The sequence below is a fragment of the Serratia sp. (in: enterobacteria) genome, from assembly GCF_052400455.1.
In the GTDB taxonomy this organism is placed as follows: domain Bacteria; phylum Pseudomonadota; class Gammaproteobacteria; order Enterobacterales; family Enterobacteriaceae; genus Serratia; species Serratia ureilytica.
The window spans coordinates 446,373-460,478 of sequence record NZ_CP185812.1; the positions used below are offsets into that span (position 1 = coordinate 446,373).

17 protein-coding genes are annotated in these 14,106 nt (G+C 62.4%); 4 read left to right on the forward strand and 13 right to left on the reverse strand.

Annotation, left to right across the window (positions count from 1 at the left end; all coding sequences use genetic code 11):
- Window positions 1-165: 165 nt before the first annotated feature.
- Window positions 166-687 (forward strand): ubiquinone anaerobic biosynthesis accessory factor UbiT, encoded by a 522-nt coding sequence (gene ubiT / locus ACORQT_RS02085; protein ID WP_033644181.1) that lies wholly within the window; start codon window positions 166-168, stop codon window positions 685-687.
- Window positions 681-1,184 carry a GNAT family N-acetyltransferase gene (locus ACORQT_RS02090; RefSeq protein WP_099783280.1) on the forward strand — a complete coding sequence of 168 codons (504 nt, stop codon included), beginning with the start codon at window positions 681-683 and terminating at the stop codon, window positions 1,182-1,184. Before ubiT ends, ACORQT_RS02090 begins: the two co-directional genes overlap by 7 nt.
- Here ACORQT_RS02090 and ACORQT_RS02095 read toward each other — a convergent pair.
- The 4 genes from ACORQT_RS02095 to speFL form a co-directional block, all read right to left on the reverse strand.
- Window positions 1,171-1,476, reverse strand: a complete 306-nt coding sequence (locus ACORQT_RS02095; protein ID WP_025305084.1) for a GIY-YIG nuclease family protein — start codon at window positions 1,474-1,476, stop codon at window positions 1,171-1,173. The genes ACORQT_RS02090 and ACORQT_RS02095 overlap by 14 nt on opposite strands.
- An 86-nt stretch (window positions 1,477-1,562) precedes the next feature.
- On the reverse strand, window positions 1,563-2,879 hold the full coding sequence (gene potE, locus ACORQT_RS02100; protein ID WP_033648789.1) for a putrescine-ornithine antiporter: 1,317 nt from the start codon (window positions 2,877-2,879) through the stop codon (window positions 1,563-1,565).
- A 62-nt stretch (window positions 2,880-2,941) separates the two neighbouring features.
- Window positions 2,942-5,104: an ornithine decarboxylase SpeF gene (gene speF / locus ACORQT_RS02105; RefSeq protein ID WP_164057561.1), complete on the reverse strand. Its 2,163-nt coding sequence runs from the start codon at window positions 5,102-5,104 to the stop codon at window positions 2,942-2,944.
- 275 nt (window positions 5,105-5,379) lie between these two features.
- The gene (speFL, locus tag ACORQT_RS02110) at window positions 5,380-5,484 is read right to left on the reverse strand and encodes a leader peptide SpeFL (protein WP_004933443.1); all 105 of its coding nucleotides are present in this window, start codon (window positions 5,482-5,484) and stop codon (window positions 5,380-5,382) included.
- Window positions 5,485-5,916: 432 nt separating this feature from the next.
- Between speFL and ACORQT_RS02115 the strand changes: the two genes are divergently transcribed.
- Together ACORQT_RS02115 and ACORQT_RS02120 are read left to right on the forward strand one after the other, a co-directional pair.
- Window positions 5,917-6,357, forward strand: a complete 441-nt coding sequence (locus tag ACORQT_RS02115) for a YhbP family protein (protein ID WP_015376428.1) — start codon at window positions 5,917-5,919, stop codon at window positions 6,355-6,357.
- Window positions 6,358-6,387: 30 nt separating this feature from the next.
- Complete coding sequence (locus tag ACORQT_RS02120) at window positions 6,388-7,020, forward strand: NAD(P)H-binding protein (protein ID WP_444859308.1); 633 nt, start codon at window positions 6,388-6,390, stop codon at window positions 7,018-7,020.
- Here the strand turns inward: ACORQT_RS02120 and phnP are convergent.
- Genes phnP through phnH form a run of 9 tightly spaced genes read right to left on the reverse strand, consistent with a single transcriptional unit; the run spans window position 6,977 to window position 14,105 of the window.
- Window positions 6,977-7,759, reverse strand: a complete 783-nt coding sequence (gene phnP, locus ACORQT_RS02125; RefSeq protein ID WP_117287207.1) for a phosphonate metabolism protein PhnP — start codon at window positions 7,757-7,759, stop codon at window positions 6,977-6,979. The genes ACORQT_RS02120 and phnP overlap by 44 nt on opposite strands.
- Window positions 7,760-7,772: 13 nt before the next feature.
- Entirely contained in the window at window positions 7,773-8,375 is a 603-nt protein-coding gene (locus ACORQT_RS02130; protein ID WP_015376431.1) for a DapH/DapD/GlmU-related protein, read from the reverse strand.
- Window positions 8,372-8,941: a ribose 1,5-bisphosphokinase gene (gene phnN, locus ACORQT_RS02135; protein WP_016929305.1), complete on the reverse strand. Its 570-nt coding sequence runs from the start codon at window positions 8,939-8,941 to the stop codon at window positions 8,372-8,374. Before phnN ends, ACORQT_RS02130 begins: the two co-directional genes overlap by 4 nt.
- Entirely contained in the window at window positions 8,941-10,077 is a 1,137-nt protein-coding gene (phnM, locus tag ACORQT_RS02140) for an alpha-D-ribose 1-methylphosphonate 5-triphosphate diphosphatase (protein WP_164057559.1), read from the reverse strand. Before phnM ends, phnN begins: the two co-directional genes overlap by 1 nt.
- Window positions 10,077-10,781, reverse strand: a complete 705-nt coding sequence (gene phnL / locus ACORQT_RS02145; protein ID WP_164057558.1) for a phosphonate C-P lyase system protein PhnL — start codon at window positions 10,779-10,781, stop codon at window positions 10,077-10,079. The genes phnM and phnL overlap by 1 nt, the downstream gene beginning before the upstream one ends.
- 16 nt (window positions 10,782-10,797) lie before the next feature.
- Window positions 10,798-11,586, reverse strand: a complete 789-nt coding sequence (gene phnK, locus ACORQT_RS02150) for a phosphonate C-P lyase system protein PhnK (protein WP_033651464.1) — start codon at window positions 11,584-11,586, stop codon at window positions 10,798-10,800.
- A complete protein-coding gene (locus tag ACORQT_RS02155) occupies window positions 11,586-12,446 on the reverse strand; it encodes an alpha-D-ribose 1-methylphosphonate 5-phosphate C-P-lyase PhnJ (protein WP_042783546.1) in 861 nt (286 codons plus the stop codon). Before ACORQT_RS02155 ends, phnK begins: the two co-directional genes overlap by 1 nt.
- Entirely contained in the window at window positions 12,439-13,524 is a 1,086-nt protein-coding gene (locus tag ACORQT_RS02160; protein WP_042783547.1) for a carbon-phosphorus lyase complex subunit PhnI, read from the reverse strand. The genes ACORQT_RS02155 and ACORQT_RS02160 overlap by 8 nt, the downstream gene beginning before the upstream one ends.
- A complete protein-coding gene (gene phnH, locus ACORQT_RS02165; RefSeq protein ID WP_042783549.1) occupies window positions 13,524-14,105 on the reverse strand; it encodes a phosphonate C-P lyase system protein PhnH in 582 nt (193 codons plus the stop codon). Before phnH ends, ACORQT_RS02160 begins: the two co-directional genes overlap by 1 nt.
- Window position 14,106: the final 1 nt, after the last annotated feature.

Below are 14,106 nucleotides of genomic sequence, written 5' to 3' on the forward strand. Positions count from 1 at the left end.
GAGGCCATTTTAGGCAAAGGGGCGCGCACGGGTTTTGATTTGAGGCAGCTTATGGCGTATTGATAAACATGGCGGTGAAATGCACTATTTGTTGATATAGACCGCTGAAGCCGCGCGTCAGTGTGGCAAAATAGCGGTAGTCCGTATTGAAAGGAGTGGATGACCGTGTTGGAACAACTACGAGCACGTCTTGTGCGCCAGGGGCCGTCGCTGCTGCGCATCCCGCTGAAATTCACGCCGTTCGCTCTGCAGCGCCAACTGCTGCAACAGGTGCTGAGCTGGCAGTTCCGCCAGGCGTTGGCGGATGGCGATCTGGAATTTCTCGAATCGCGCTGGTTAAAGATCGAAGTTCGCGATCTGGCGCTACAATGGTTTATGACGGTAGAAAACGACAAACTGGTGGTCAGCCAGCACGCCGAAGCGGACGTCAGCTTCAGCGGCGACGCCAACGATCTGATCCTGATCGCGGCGCGTAAGCAAGATCCGGATACGCTGTTCTTTCAGCGTCGGCTGCAGATTGAAGGGGATACCGAATTGGGCCTGTATGTGAAAAATTTGATGGACGCCATTGAGCTGGAAAGCATGCCTGCGCCGCTGCGCATGGGGCTGTTGCAGTTGGCTGATTTTGTCGAAGCAGGGCTGCAGGAGGGCACGGCGTCGGCTTCCCGTGTGGCGGCATCATGCTGATCCGCGTAGAGATCCCGGTAGACGCGGCGGGCATCGACGCCTTGCTGCGCCGCGCCTTTGGCCGAGATGACGAAGCCGACCTGGTGCAGCAGCTGCGCGAAGACGGCCTGCTGACGCTGGGCGTGGTCGCCACTGACGACGAAGGCGGCGTAGTGGGTTATGCCGCGTTCAGCCCGGTAGACGTGGCCGGCGAAGATCGCCAATGGGTGGCGCTGGCGCCGCTGGCGGTAGACGAAAGCCTGCGCCGTCAGGGGCTGGCTGAAAAGCTGGTGTACGAAGGGTTGGATTCGTTGAACGAATTCAGCTACGCCGCGGTGGTGGTGCTGGGCGATCCGGCCTACTACGGCCGCTTCGGTTTCAAACCGGCCGCCGCCTATGGCCTGCACTGCCGCTGGCCGGACACGGAAAGCGCATTCCAGGTGTATCCGCTGGCGCAAGACGCTCTGAATGGCGTCAGCGGCGAAGTGGCTTTTTCGGCGCCGTTTAATCGCTTTTAACGACCGGCAATAGATACGCCAACGACAGCGGCGGGTGATTCACCAGCCGCTCTTTTTGTATTTTGCTCAGCTGTTTGACGCGGTACTCCAGCTTCAGCGCCGTTGAGCGATCCCCCACCTGGCAGTGAAACGCCAGCGTCAGCTCTCCTTTACCACGCAGCGCCTTGGCGCCTTTGCCGGCCTGATGTTGCGCCAGGCGGCGCGCCACGTCGGTGGTGATGCCGGTATACAGCATGCCGCTCGGTAAACGCAGCATGTAGAGGTGCCAGGGAGTGGGGGTAGTGTCGGTCATCGTACGCCGTTTCGGTGGCCAGGGTCGGCGTATGATGGCATGTTCGCCGTCACAATCCCATCCCCGGCCGCCGGAGCCTTACCGCTTTACCCCTTTTTTCCCGCCAGCTCGAAGCGCGGCGAGACGATGCCGTACAGCGTCCAGCCGAGGAAGGTGGCGATGGCGCCCCACATCATCGCTTCCTCACCGGAGCTGTAAAGCGCATAGAAGCTGTACAGCGCGCCGATGCCGGCGATGATATTGGCGATGCGCGCCTTGTTGTCCGGTACCTTCGCCACTTTCTGAATAATGACCAGCGCCGCCATCGACAGGATGTAAGGGATGATGTTGGTCACCACCGCCAGGTTCACCAGCACGTTGAACTGCTTGTTCAGCGACGGGCTGATGGTCATCAGAGACAAACCGCTCTGGATGACGACGATGGTCAGCATGCCTTTAACCGGTGCGTCGGCCTTGCTCAGCTTGGAGAAGATTTTCGGGAAGAAGCCGCTGTCGGCGGAGGATTTGAACACCTGGGCGATGGTGAACTGCCAGCCGAGCAGCGAGCCGACGCAGGACATCACCATCAACGCCATGATGATCTTGCCGACCGTCGGATTGAACATGTGGGAGAACGCCAGCCCGAACGGGGCGGTGGAGTTGGCCAGATCCATGTTCGGCACGATGCCGGCGATCACGTTGGTCGAAACGATATAGATCACCGCCGCGCTGAGTGTGCCGCCCAGTACGGCGATCGGCACGTTGCGCTCCGGGTTTTCCACCACGTCGGTGTTGGCGCAGGCGGATTCCAGCCCCAGGAACGCCCATAGGGTCATTGAGATCGAGGCGCCAATGGCTTCGAAGGTCGGCACCTGATGCGGGTTCCAGGCGGCGACGTAGGCGCTGCCGCTGAACCAGTACCAGCCGATGACCGAGATGCCCACCACCGGAATGATCACGCCCCAGACGGTGATGCCGCTGATTTTGCCGGTGATGCGCGCGCCGCCGAAGTTAGCGACGGTCGCCAGCCACAGCACGCCGATGGTGGCGATACAGATACCGAGCGGGCTGAGCGTGGTGTCGAACAGCTCGGTGCCGTAACCGACGGCGGAAATGGCGATGGCGATATTGGCGATCAGCAGCGAAACGCCGTAGGTGTAGTTCGCCATGAAGTTGCCTGATTTACCGAAGGCGTATTCGGCGTAGCCGCCCATGCCGCCGGATTTACGGCTGAACATGCCGCATTTGGCGAACGCGTAGGCCAGCGCCATCGAGCCGACGGCGGTCACCAGCCAGGAAACGATCGAAATCGTGCCCACTTCGGCCAGCTTGGTCGGCAGCATAATTATGCCGGAACCCATCATATTCACGGCGGTCAGGATCGTTAATTGCACGACCCCCATTTTATTGTTGGACTTACTCATGATCATTTTCTCTTTTAGGATGCGATCCGGGCGGCGAGAATAATCGCCGCCCCGTAAGGTGATTAATTTTTCATGACGTAGCCGTAAGCGCGGTTCCAGCCGTCCTCATCCTGTTGGATATAAACGCCCTGCAATTCCGGCGCGAATCCCGGCAATAAGTTGATGCCTTCTTCCAATGCCAGGAAATAACGCTGCGCGGCGCCGCCCCAAATTTCACCGGGCACCACGCACAGCACGCCAGGAGGGTAAGGCAGGGCGCCTTCGGCGGCGATGCGCCCCTCGGCCTTGGCCAGCGAGACCAATTCCACATTGCCGCGTACGAACTCGGTATTGGCGTCCTGCGGATTCATCACCACGCGCGGGAAATAACTTTTGCGGAACATCTCTTTTTGCAGTTCTTTAACGTCGTAGCTGACGTAAAGATCGTGCATTTCCTGGCACAACTGGCGGATGGTGTAGTTTTTGTAGCGCTGCTGGTGGTTTTTATAGACCGCAGGCAGCACCTCGCTGAGCAGGGAGTTTTGCTCGATGTGCTTCTCGAAGCGGGCGATCAGGGCCACCAGGTGCTGCATCTTGGCGATGTCTTCCGCCGGCGTCAGCAGGAACAGGATCGAGTTGAGATCGCATTTTTCCGGCACGATGCCGTTTTCGCGCAGGTAGTTGGCCAGAATGGTCGCCGGGATGCCGAACTCGCTGTAGCTGCCGGTGGCGGTATCGATGCCCGGCGTGGTGAGCAGCAGCTTGCATGGATCGACGAAGTACTGCGACTCGGCATAGCCCTCAAAGGCGTGCCACTTCTCGCCGGGCACGAAGTTGAAGAAGCGCAGATCGTTGGCCATCGCCGCGGTGTCATAGGCCTGCCACGGCTTGCCGTCGATCTGATCCGGCACGAACGGTTTGATCATCGTGCAGGTATCCAGCAGCATTTTGCGCGCTTCGATGCCCACGCGCACGCACTCTTGCCACAGGCGCTGGCCGCTCTTGCCCTCGTGCATCTTGGCGTTGACGTCCAGCGCGGCGAACAGCGGATAGAACGGGCTGGTGGAGGCGTGCAGCATAAAGGCGTTGTTGAAGCGCTTGTGGTTGCAGTAGCGGCTCTGCCCCTTGATATGCTTGTCTTTTTTGTGGATCTGCGAGGTTTGCGAGAAGCCGGCCTGCTGTTTGTGCACCGACTGGGTGACGATGATGCCGGGATCGTTTTCGTTCAGCTCCAGCAGCAGCGGCGAGCAGTCTTTCATCATCGGAATGAACTGCTCATAGCCCACCCAGGCGGAGTCGAACAGGATGTAGTCGCACAGGTGGCCAATTTTGTCGACCACCTGGCGGGCGTTGTAGATGGTGCCGTCGTAGGTGCCGAGCTGGATGATCGCCAGGCGGAACGGGCGGGCTTCGTTAGCGCGTTCCGGCGCCACTTCGCGGATCTGTTGGCGCAGGTAGCGTTCGTCGAAGCAGTGCGCGTCGATGCCGCCGATAAAGCCGAACGGGTTGCGCGCGGTTTCCAGATAAACCGGCGTGGCGCCGGCCTGGATCAACGCGCCGTGGTGGTTGGATTTATGGTTGTTGCGGTCGAACAGCACCAGATCGCCGCGCGTCAGCAGGGCATTGGTCGCCACCTTGTTCGAGGCCGAGGTGCCGTTGAGCACGAAGTAGGTCTTGTCGGCGTTGAACACCTGGGCGGCGTGCTGCTGTGCAGCGCAAGGCGCGCCTTCGTGGATCAACAGATCGCCCAGTTTGACGTCGGCGTTGCACATGTCGGAGCGGAAAAGCGTTTCGCCGTAGAAGTCGAAGAACTGGCGGCCCGCCGGATGTTTGCGGAAGAACTCGCCGCCCTGGTGGCCGGGGCAGGCGAAAGTGGCGTTGCCCATTTCTACGTATTGCGTCAGCGTGTTGAAGAACGGCGGCAGCAGTTCGCTCTCATATTTGGCGGCGGCGGCCTCCAGCTGTTTGCCGTAGAACTGGGTATTCTTGCCGCACAGTTCAAACACACCGTGCAGCGCCGGCAAGACGGCGTTATCCAGCTCTTCTTCGCAGCAGACGGCGACGAACAGCGGAATGTTCAGGCCGTGTTCTTCGATGCGCGCCACCATGCCTTGCGCGACGTCCTCCACCGACAGCACGATGGCGGCGACGTCATTGAAATCGCTGTGATGCACATCGACGATGTCGCGTTCAGTTTCAAAGCAGCCGAGGGTTTGGGTGTTGGCGGCAATTTTTAATTTTTTCATTTTTCTCATTCTTCAGGCAAAGGCATTCCGCCGGCAAATAATTTCATTTGCCGCTAATGCCTTCACGAAAATAAAGGTGTACGAGAACCCAGTGATGCCCTAAGACATTAACTGTGTTCTTTGTTTTATTTTTCTTGGAGGCTCTTTGACGGTATTAAAAATGTATTGCGCGCCCTTCCCGGTTTACGGGGGAAAGACATTATCACCGGAGTGCGGAGAATAAAGTGAAACGCAAAGACACTCTTAACAACGGCGTAAGAGCGAGGGGGTGAGGGTTATCTGTAGTTGAAGAATGCGAAACTAAAGCAGCTGCGATGAGCCATCATCATAATATGGGTTGTGCGCCTGATGTGCGCCATTTTTCGGTTATTGTTTTCCATTTTCTAATCCACCTTGCTGAGTGAAAAGATGGCGCTATTTTAACGCAAGATTGGCAGAAAATCGTGATTTTCATCACATAAATGCCGGTGTTTATAAATAACTATTCATTGATTATGCAGTGAGTTGCATAAACTGCGGCCAGGCAGACAAATGAGCATGTAAATAAATTGCTAATCGGCGCCGGGCAGACGCGCTAAATTTGCGTGCCGTCAGGATGGGAATAAAAAAATGGCGCAATTAATCGGTTGCCTAACGATCAAATAAATCCGGTTTGTTTTTTTATGTTATAAACCCGCCTGATGCTGAAATGAGTAAAAATACAGATATTGTGATTTTATATTCGCATGGGATTTTTGGTGATTATCGTTATTTGTGACTCGCTTCAACAACGCAGGGTAAGATGAAGTGAGTGAACAGGGAGGCGAGTAACCTTGAATACCCCAGAACAACGGCAGCAGATTGCGGATTTCATCGGCAAGCAACACGTCTTGACGCTGTGCGCCGGCGACGGTCTCGACATGTGGTGCGCCAACTGTTTTTACGTGTTCGACGCCGCGACGATGGCGCTGTGGCTGATGACCGAACCGCACACCCGCCACGGCGGGCTGATGCTGAACAACGGCCGGGTGGTTGGCACCATCGCGCCGAAACCGAAAAGCATCGCGTTGATCCGCGGCGTGCAATACCGCGCCGAGGCGGTGCTGCTGAGCGGCGAAGAGGCCGAGGCGGCGCGCGCGCGTTACTGCAAGCGCTTCCCGATCGCCAGGGCGATGAAGGCCTCGGTATGGCGGTTGGATCTGCACGAGGTGAAGATGACCGACAACACCCTTGGTTTCGGCAAGAAGCTGCATTGGGCGCGGTCTATACTTTAAATCGACGTATTGATTACAACGGGAGATCGCATGGCGCGAGCACTGTTAGTCGGCGCAACCGGGCTGGTGGGGCGCGAATTGTTGCAGCTGTTGCAAAGCGATCCGCAGATAACGGCCATTGTGGCGCCGACGCGCACGCCGCTGCCGCCGCACGGCAAGCTGAGCAATCCGGTCGGCGATGCGTTGTTCGAACTGCTGAGCGGCCTGCAGCAGCCGGTCGATCTGGTGTTCTGCTGCCTGGGCACCACCCGCCAGGCGGCGGGCAGCGCCGATGCCTTCCGCTACGTCGATTACCAACTGGTGGTGGAGAGCGCGCTGACTGGCCGCCGGTTGGGGGCACAGCACTGTCTGGTGGTGAGCGCGTTGGGTGCCAACGCGGATTCCACCTTCCTGTATAACCGCACCAAAGGCGAGATGGAGCAGGCGCTGCGCGAACGGCGCTGGCCGCGCCTGACGCTGGTGCGGCCTTCCATGCTGGTGGGGGATCGCCCTGCGCCGCGCCTGATGGAGCGCCTCACGCTGCCGCTGTTCAGGCTGCTGCCCGGCAAATGGCGCGCCGTCTCCGCCAAAGACGTGGCGCAAACGCTGCTGCAGCAGGCGTTCACGCCGGGCGAAGGGGTCAGGGTGCTGGAGTCGGATCGGCTGCACTGCTACCGAGACTAACGCTGAGGTGGTCGAACGCCAGCTCCAGCCCGGCGGGCAGCTCGTTGTCCAGCAGCCACCGATCGAGATGATGGCTGATGTGCGTCAGCAGCGTGCGCTTGGGCTGCAGCAACCGCTGCGTCTCCTGCGCGCGGGTCAGGTCGTTGTGGTTGCGCGGCGCCTGCGGCTGAGGCGGCAGGCTGCAGTCGAGCACCAGCAGATCCAGCGCCACATTCTGCAGATAGTCGGCGGTGGCCGGCGGCAGGCCGACGGTGTCGGTCAGGTAGGCCAGTGAAGCGCCCGCCGCCTGGATCAGGTAGCCGTGGGTTAGCTTGGAGTGTTGCAGCGGCAGCGGGGTGATGCGCATGCCGCCCAGCTCGACGGTGGCGAAGGGCGCCAGCGGCGGCTGAAACGCCAGAATGCCAGGGTGTTTGAACAGGTCGTCGCAGCCCTGTTCATCCGGCGGACCATACACCGGAATGGAATTTCCGCACCCCCAACGCAAAGGAAATAACCCCTGAACGTGATCCATGTGGTAATGTGTCAGTAAAAAACGTTGAATTTGCCCCGCCGAAAATCGCCGCTCCAAAGCCGGCAATCCCGCATCCAATAAGGTCGTTTCCCCCTGATAGTTGAGCATGGCGCTGCACGCTCGCCGCCGAAATGCCGGCTCGCGCCGCGCCCGTTGGCAGATCGGGCAGTCGCAGCCGAACACCGGCACCTGCTGCGCGCCGCCGGTGCCGAGAAAGGTCAGTTGCATCGTTCCCCCTCCGTTAAAGGTACTTCTGCGCAAAGCGGTTGATGTCGCGAAAATCCGCCAGCCGCGCCTGCAGCGTGGCGTGATCCCAGTGCCACCACTGGCTGCGTTCGATACGCTCGATCAGCGCGTCGTCAAAGCGCATGCCGATCTTTTTGGCCGCCACGCCGGCGACGATGCTGTAAGGCTCCACGTCCTTGGTAACCACTGCCGCGCTGCCGATCACCGCGCCGTTGCCGACGCTGACGCCCGGCATCAGGATGGCGTTATGGCCGATCCACACGTCGTGGCCGACGGTGACGTGGTGCTCGCGCCGCCAGTCGAAGAACGCCGCGTCGTCTTCCCCCAGCCCGTATTCGGAAGCGCGGTAGGTGAAGTGATGCTGCGCGATGCGCTGGTAGGTCGGGTGGTTGCCGGGATTGATGCGCGCATAGGAGGCGATGGAGACGAACTTGCCGATAGTGGCGTAAAAGATCTGGTTGTGCCCGGCGGTGTAGGAGTAGTCCCCCATCTCCACCTCTTCCAGGATCGCATCGTCGGCCAGATGCACATACTGGCCGAGCCGGGTGCGGTTAAGGGTCACGTTGTCGCCGATTTTCGGCTGGGCAAAGTCGTTCATGGCGTCGCATCCTGAGCTTGTCGGGTGGCGGTTGGCAGCAGCGCCAACAGCGCCGCCAGGGTATCGTCGAGTGGGCCGTCGTTGTGCAGCACCCGGCAGCCGGCGGGCAGACTCTGCTGATATTCCGCCGCCCGCGCCAGCCGCTGCTCGATCTGTTCAGCGCTTTCCCGTCCGCGATCCTGCAGGCGCCGGCGCAGGATCGCGGCGTTGACCTGCAGGCATACCGGCAGCAGCTGCGCACCGTAGCGCTGCTGCGCCTGCGGCAGGTGGGCGCGCGAACCGTTGACCGCCACGTCGATCCCCTGCAGCAGCCAAAGATCCACTTCGATCCCGAACGCGTAGCGCTGCTGGTGGGCCTGCCAGTCGAGCGCGAACAGCCCCTTGGCGCGGCGGCGCAGAAATTCGGGTTCGCTCAGCGCGATGTGATTCTCACAGCCGGCGTCCGCCGGCCGGGTGATGTAACGGTGCGCTACCAGCGGCGCGCGGTCGGCGTCGGCCCGCAGCGCAGCCAGCAGGCTGTCTTTGCCTGCGCCGGAAGGCCCCATCAGATAGATGAGCCGCGCCATCAGAATACCTGCCTGCCCTGGCGCCACACGTTCTGCACGTAAACGTGCTCGCCGTGCGACCGCGCCAGCACCAGATCCGCCCGCAATCCTTCGGCGATGGCGCCGCGATCCTGTAGATCCAGCGCCCGCGCCGGGTTGCGGGTGATCATGCGCACCGCCTGGGGCAGATCGTAGGCGTTGCGCTCGTCCGCCGCGAGGCGAAACGCGGCGTCCAGCAGGCTGGCCGGGTAATAATCGGAAGAGAGGATATCCAGCACGCCCAGCGCCGCCAGGTGGTGCGCCGCCACGTTGCCGGAGTGGGAGCCGCCGCGCACGATGTTCGGCGCGCCCATCAGCACCTGCAGGCCCTGCTGGTGCGAAGCGCGGGCGGCCGCCTCGGTGGTGGGGAACTCGGCGATGGCGCTGCCGAGCGCGCAGGATTCGGCCACGTGCGCGGCGGTGGCATCGTCATGGCTGGCCAGCGAGATGCGGCGTGCGCGGCAGTGGGCGGCGATCGCCTCGCGGTTCGGCGCGGCCCAGCGGGCGGACAGGGCGACCTGCTGCGCCTCGTACTCGCTCATCTGCTGATCGTTGAGGTGGTATTTGCCCTGATAATATTCGCGGTACTTTTCGCGCGAGGCGAACTGGCGCTGGCCCGGCGAGTGGTCCATCAGCGACACCAGCGACACGCCCGGCTTGTCCATCAGCTGTTCGAACAGCGGCAGCGTGCTCTCGTGCGGCAGCTCGCAGCGCAGGTGCAGCCGGTGCTCGGCGCGGTTCACCCCGGCGCGCTGGCTGTGGATCACCGCGTCGATCATCTTCTGCAGGTTTTCCAGCCGGTGGCCGCCGTCGCGCACGTCGCCGATCGCCACCGCGTCCAGCACCGTGGTGATGCCGTTGGCCACCATCAGCGCATCGTGGCTGCTCATCGCCGAATGGGCCGGCCAGTCGACGTTCGGGCGCGGGGTAAAGAACTTATCCAGATTGTCGGTATGCAGCTCGATCAGCCCCGGCAGCAGCCAGCCGCCGTCGCCGTCCAGCGCCTGCGGCAGCCGGCTCGGGCCGTCGGCGAAGCTGCGGATCACGCCGTCCTGCATCTCCAGCGAGCCTTGCACCACCTGGTCATCCAGCACCAGCTTAACGTTATTGACGATCATCAGAGGGCCTCCAGCGCCTGTGGCGCCTGCATGTCATAAAGCCGGTCGGCGACCTGTCGGCGGACGCCTTCATCGTGAAAAATGCCGACGATCGCCGCGCCGCGCGCCTTGGCGCGTTCGATAAGCTGCACCACCGCCGCGCTGTTGCGGCTGTCGAGCGAAGCGGTCGGTTCGTCCAGCAACAGGATCGGGTAATCGACGATAAAGCCGCGCGCGATATTCACCCGCTGCTGCTCGCCGCCGGAGAAGGTGGACGGCGCCAGCGGCCACAGGCGCTGCGGTACGTTGAGCGTAGCGAGCAGCGCTTCGGCGCGTTCGCGGCACTCGGCGCGCTCGACGCCCTGTTCCAGCAGCGGCTGCATCACCACCTCCAGCGCGCTGATGCGCGGGATCACCCGCAGGAACTGGCTGACCCAGCCCAGCGTATGGCGGCGCACCGCCAGAATCTGGCGCGCGTCGGCGCTGACCATGTCCAGCCAGTCGCCCTGGTGGTTGATCCAGATATGGCCGCTGTCCGGCAGGTAGTTGGCGTACAGCGAGCGCAGCAGGGTGGATTTGCCGCTGCCGGAGTGGCCGTGCAGCACCACGCATTCGCCGCGGTGGACCGTCAGGTTGGCGTCGTGCAGCACCGGCAGGCGGGTGCCGTACTGCTGATGCAGCACAAAGGTTTTACTGAGATGTTCAACTCGGATTTGCATAGTCATCTGTTATCGCCTTGGGTTACGACAGCACCGAAGAAACCAGCAGCTGGGTGTAAGGATGGTGCGGATCGTCGAGCACCCGATCGGTCAGGCCGCTCTCCACCACTTCGCCCTGTTTCATCACCAGCAGGCGGTGGGCCAGCAGCCGCGCCACGCCGAGATCGTGGGTGACGATCACCGCCGCCAGCTGCATCTCCACCACCAGGTTGCGCAGCAGATCGAGCAGGCGCGCCTGCACCGACACGTCCAGCCCGCCGGTCGGCTCATCCATAAACACCAGCTTGGGGTGGGTGACCAGATTGCGGGCGATCTGCAGCCGCTGCTGCATGCCGCCGGAGAAGGTGGTCGGCAGATCGTCGAGGCGCGACAGCGGGATTTCGACGTCTTCCAGCCACTGGCCGGCCTGGCGGCGAATGTCGCCATAGTGGCGCTGGCCGATGGCCATCAGCCGCTCGCCGATGTTGCCGCCGGCGGAGACCTGCGGCCGCAGCCCGTCGAGCGGGTGCTGGTGCACCACGCCCCAGTCGGTGCGCAGCAGGCGGCGGCGATCGCTCTCCGCCATGGCGTACAGGTCGTGTTCCCGGTCCGCCTGCGGGCGGTAAAGGATCTGCCCGCGCTGCGGCGCCAGCCGCGCCGAGATCGACTTCAGCAGCGTGGTTTTGCCGGAGCCGGATTCGCCGACGATGCCCAGCACTTCACCGGGGTAGATATCGAACGACACGTCGCTGAAGCCCTTGCCGGGGGCGTACAGGTGGGTGAGCCGGTTCACCGACAGCAGCGGGGTGGTGCTCAAAGGGGTGGAAGTCATCAGTGCTGCGCCTCTTGCGAAGATTGCGCCAGCTGCTGCCGGCAGTAGTCGGTGTCCGAACAGACGAACATGCGGTTGCCCTGATCGTCGAGCACCACCTCGTCGAGATAGCTGTGGCGCGAGCCGCACAGCGCGCAGGGTTCGTCCCACTGCTGCACGCTGAACGGATGGTCTTCGAAGTCCAGGCTCTCCACTTTGGTGAACGGCGGCAGGGCGTAGATGCGTTTCTCGCGCCCGGCGCCGAACAGCTGCAGCGCCGGCATCATGTGCATTTTCGGGTTGTCGAATTTCGGGATCGGCGACGGATCCATCACGTAGCGATCGTTGACCTTTACCGGGTAGGCGTAGGTGGTGGCGATATGGCCGTAGCGCGCGATGTCTTCATACAGCTTCACCTGCATCACGCCGTACTCCTCCAGCGCGTGCATCTTGCGGGTCTCGGTTTCGCGCGGTTCGATAAAGCGCAGCGGCTCCGGGATCGGCACCTGATAGATCAGGATCTGGTCTTCGCGTAGCGCGGTTTCCGGAATGCGGTGACGGGTTTGGATCAGCGTGGCCTCCGGCGTGCGCTCGGTGGTGGCCACCCCGGCGACGCGCTGGAAGAAGCGGCGGATCGACACCGCGTTGGTGGTGTCGTCGGCGCCCTGGTCGATCACCTTCAGCACGTCGGCGCGGCCGATGACGCTGGCGGTGAGCTGAATGCCGCCGGTGCCCCAGCCGTAGGGCATCGGCATCTCGCGGCCGCCGAACGGCACCTGGTAGCCGGGGATCGCCACCGCCTTCAGGATGGCGCGGCGGATCATGCGCTTGGTCTGTTCGTCCAGATAACCGAGGTTATAGCCGGTCAATACTTCACTCATCGCGGGCCTCCTGACGCTCGCTGTATTCCTGCCGCAGCCGCTTGAGCAGCTCCAGTTCGGCCTGGAAGTCGACGTAGTGCGGCAGCTTGAGATGGGAGACGAAGCCGGCGGCCTCGACGTTGTCGGCGTGGGCCAGCACGAACTCTTCGTCCTGCGCCGGGCCGGCGACGCCTTCGCCGTAGTCGGGGCTTTGCAATGCGCGATCCACCAACGCCATCGCCATCGCCTTGCGTTCGGCGCGGCCGAACACCAGCCCGTAACCGCGGGTGAAGTGCGGCGGGTGGTCCTTGGGATCGACGAAGCCGTTGACCATTTCGCACTCGGTCAGCAGGATTTCGCCGATATCGATGGCGAAACCGAGCTCTTCAGGCACGATCTCCACCGAAACGTGGCCGGTGCGGATCTCGCCGGCGAACGGGTGGTTGCGGCCGTAGCCGCGCTGGGTGGCGTAGCCGAGCGCCAGCAGAAAACCTTCGTCGCCGCGCACCAGCTGCTGCAGGCGCGCCGAGCGCGAGCAGGGGTAGACCGGCGGGTTGCGGGTGATGTCGTCCGGCGCGCTGCCGTCGTCCTGTTCCTCCCGCGCCAGCTGCTGGCGACACAATAGATCGAACACGTGGCCGCAGTTGTCCGGCAGCGGTTCGTCGGCCTGCGGCGCACGCGGCGCCTCGCCTTCCGCCAGCAGCGCGAAATCCAGCAGCCGGTGGGTGTAGTCATAGGTCGGCCCCAGCACCTGCCCGCCGGGCAAGTCCTTGTAAACCGCCGAGATGCGCCGCTCCAGCCGCATGTTTTCGCTGGTCAGCGGCTCGCTGACCGCAAGGCGCGGCAGGGTGGTGCGATAGGCGCGCAGCAGGAAGATCGCCTCCACCAGATCGCCGCTGGCCTGTTTGATGGCCAGCGCCGCCAGCTCGCGATCGTAGATGCCGCCTTCGGTCATCACCCGATCCACCGCCAGCCCCAGCTGCTGTTCGATTTGTTCCGCGCCGATCGCCGGCAGCGCCTCGTCGCCGCGCCGCAGCCGTTCCTGCAGCTGATGGGCGGCCTCAATGGCTTTTTCGCCCCCTTTTACCGCTACGTACATCAGCACACCTCCACGCGGGTGGTCCGCGGGATCGCCAGCAGGCGATCGCCGCAGGTCAGCAAGATATCCAGCCCCAGCGGGAAGCGCTGCGGGCGGTTGACCAGATAATCCAGCAGCGCCGGCGGCAGGCGCGGCGCAATCAGGCGTTGGCTCTCGATGCCGGGGCCGGTCAGGCGCAGCGCGGCGCCGTTCTCCAGCTCAGCAAGCTGCACCACCACCGTGGCGCCGCATTCCGGCGAGATTTCCGTGCCGTGCGGCAACGCCTGCAGATCGGCGGCCTGCAGCTGCTCATCGAATAGGGCAAAACAGACCTCCTTCGCCGTGGCGGCCAGCGGCGCGCCGCTGTGAAAACGAATGTTTGTTAGCACTTGCTCACTTTTGAGCGCAGCGCACAGCAGCAGCGGCGTTTCCTGATCGGCCAGCGTCAGCAGCGCGGCGGTGCTGGCGGCGTTCAGCGGCGCCCAGGCTGGGCCATTCGGCAGCGTCACCCGGTGGCCCGGTTCGCTCAAGGCTTTAAGAATCAAACGGAAAGCGTGCTGCGATTGGTCTATCGGTTGTTCAAAACCGGTCAATAAACTCATG

Bases quoted from the DNA above. Each gene is read 5' to 3' on its own strand.
- potE (WP_033648789.1), bottom strand. From the start codon at position 2,879: ATGAGTAAGTCCAACAATAAAATGGGGGTCGTGCAATTAACGATCCTG.
- speF (WP_164057561.1), bottom strand. From the start codon at position 5,104: ATGAAAAAATTAAAAATTGCCGCCAACACCCAAACCCTCGGCTGCTTT.
- phnP (WP_117287207.1), bottom strand. From the start codon at position 7,759: ATGCAACTGACCTTTCTCGGCACCGGCGGCGCGCAGCAGGTGCCGGTG.
- ACORQT_RS02160 (WP_042783547.1), bottom strand. From the start codon at position 13,524: ATGTACGTAGCGGTAAAAGGGGGCGAAAAAGCCATTGAGGCCGCCCAT.
- phnN (WP_016929305.1), bottom strand. From the start codon at position 8,941: ATGGCGCGGCTCATCTATCTGATGGGGCCTTCCGGCGCAGGCAAAGAC.
- ACORQT_RS02095 (WP_025305084.1), bottom strand. From the start codon at position 1,476: ATGACCGACACTACCCCCACTCCCTGGCACCTCTACATGCTGCGTTTA.
- ACORQT_RS02090 (WP_099783280.1), top strand. From the start codon at position 681: ATGCTGATCCGCGTAGAGATCCCGGTAGACGCGGCGGGCATCGACGCC.
- ACORQT_RS02155 (WP_042783546.1), bottom strand. From the start codon at position 12,446: ATGAGTGAAGTATTGACCGGCTATAACCTCGGTTATCTGGACGAACAG.
- phnK (WP_033651464.1), bottom strand. From the start codon at position 11,586: ATGACTTCCACCCCTTTGAGCACCACCCCGCTGCTGTCGGTGAACCGG.
- phnL (WP_164057558.1), bottom strand. From the start codon at position 10,781: ATGACTATGCAAATCCGAGTTGAACATCTCAGTAAAACCTTTGTGCTG.
- phnH (WP_042783549.1), bottom strand. From the start codon at position 14,105: ATGAGTTTATTGACCGGTTTTGAACAACCGATAGACCAATCGCAGCAC.
- speFL (WP_004933443.1), bottom strand. From the start codon at position 5,484: ATGGAAAACAATAACCGAAAAATGGCGCACATCAGGCGCACAACCCAT.
- ACORQT_RS02120 (WP_444859308.1), top strand. From the start codon at position 6,388: ATGGCGCGAGCACTGTTAGTCGGCGCAACCGGGCTGGTGGGGCGCGAA.
- phnM (WP_164057559.1), bottom strand. From the start codon at position 10,077: ATGATCGTCAATAACGTTAAGCTGGTGCTGGATGACCAGGTGGTGCAA.
- ACORQT_RS02130 (WP_015376431.1), bottom strand. From the start codon at position 8,375: ATGAACGACTTTGCCCAGCCGAAAATCGGCGACAACGTGACCCTTAAC.